Here is a 1,559-nt window from a genome sequence, read left to right as displayed (position 1 = left end):
TGAGCTGATTTCGTTGAAAAAGTCGTTGATTTCGGCAGGCTTGTTTGAGGTATCGGTTTGATTTCGTTCAGATGTCTAAGGCGTAACCGCCGCTTCAACCAGTGGCGAGCGGCATTGGCTTGAGTTTGGCCAGTTTCCGAAGGTTTTGGGCGGTGGCGGCGAGGGTAAATTCGTCTTGAACGCCGCAAGGGCCCCGTAATCGGAGCCGTCCCAGTCCGAGGATGCGTTTGAGGTGGGCAAAGAGCATCTCGACCTTTTTTCGTCGCGCCTGAGCCTCGGGATTGAAGTCTGAGGTGGTGCATTGGCGAGCAAAGTCTCTGACGATCTCATATTTATCGCGATGGACCGAACGCGTTTCAGCGTTGGGGCAGCACTTTGCCTTCAGCTCGCATCCTGTGCAGTCTGATTTCAGTGCCCGATAGTTTCTGGATTTCCAAACTGGCGCATTCCGTTTTGGATCAGAATAGGTCCGCCATGTATGCCGCATCTCTTTGCCGCCGGGGCAGATATAGCGGTCGTTTTCATCGTCCCAAGTGAAGTCAGAGCGAGAGAACGTGCCATCGGTCCGCTCGCCCTTGTCGAAGACTGGGATGAAGGGAAGGATCTGTCGCTTCAATGCCAACCACACTAGATTATCCGAAGACCCGTATGCCGTATCTGCCGCGATCCAATCGGGTTTCACGCCAAAGCGTTCTTCGATGCGGTCGAGCATCTTGCGCATCGCGCCAACCTCAGCGGTTTTGTTCGACCGGCTTGCGTCTACGTCCATGATGATGCCGTGGTCCGTGTCGATCAGATAATTGTTGGAATAGGCAAAGAAAGCAGGACCTTTCCGCGCCGCCGTCCATTGGCTGGCAGGGTCGGCATGGGCAGTGAACTTGGGCTTTGCAGTGGTAGCTGCTCCGAAGGCCTCGTCGTCCAGCGTGTCGAGATATTCGCGTACAGCGCGTGGCGCATCATCGGGATTAATCTCGCGGGCTGCCCAACCTTCGGGGTTACTGGAGTTCTGCTTCTGAACATCCGCGCTGATCAGGCTGGCGTCGACCGCGAAGCCCTGACCGCCAACCAAACCTTCCTTCATGCAACGGGCAACAGTCGTCTCGAACACATGGCGCAGCAGATTGCTTTCGCGGAACCGACCATGACGGTTTTTGGAAAAGCTCGAGTGGTCCGGGATGCGATCCGCGAGATCGAGGCGGCAAAACCAGCGGTAAGCTAGGTTCAAATGCACCTCTTCGCAAAGCCGCCGCTCCGACCGGATGCCAAAGCAATATCCGATCAAAAGCATTCGGATCAGAAGTTCCGGGTCAATGGAGGGGCGACCCGTGTGGCTGTAGAAGTCGGCCAAATGCGCGCGGACGCTGGTCAGATCAACAAACCGATCAATCGACCGCACCAAGTGATTATGGGGAACGTGATCCTCAAGCGAGAACTCGTAGAACAAAGCGGCCTGCGCCTCTTGCCTTGGTCCCATCATCGCCAATCCTCCTGCTCGTCTCGAGAATTGAATCAGCCGGTGGGCCGCCGATCAAGCAGGAGTTTTTCAACGAAATCAGCCC

The 1,559-nt window shown here is 55.9% G+C and carries 1 protein-coding gene; it reads right to left on the bottom strand.

Annotated elements, in window-relative coordinates:
• Positions 1-94: 94 nt before the first annotated feature.
• Positions 95-1,477, bottom strand: coding sequence for an IS1182 family transposase (locus AC2FFF_RS19790; protein WP_281973996.1), 1,383 nt, complete (start codon positions 1,475-1,477; stop codon positions 95-97).
• Positions 1,478-1,559: the final 82 nt, after the last annotated feature.

This window comes from Ruegeria sp. YTSA226, from assembly GCF_059609905.1.
This window is presented reverse-complemented; position numbering and strand designations above follow the sequence as displayed.

Coding starts and splice junctions, on each gene's coding strand:
- AC2FFF_RS19790 (WP_281973996.1), bottom strand. CDS start 1,477: ATGATGGGACCAAGGCAAGAGGCGCAGGCCGCTTTGTTCTACGAGTTC.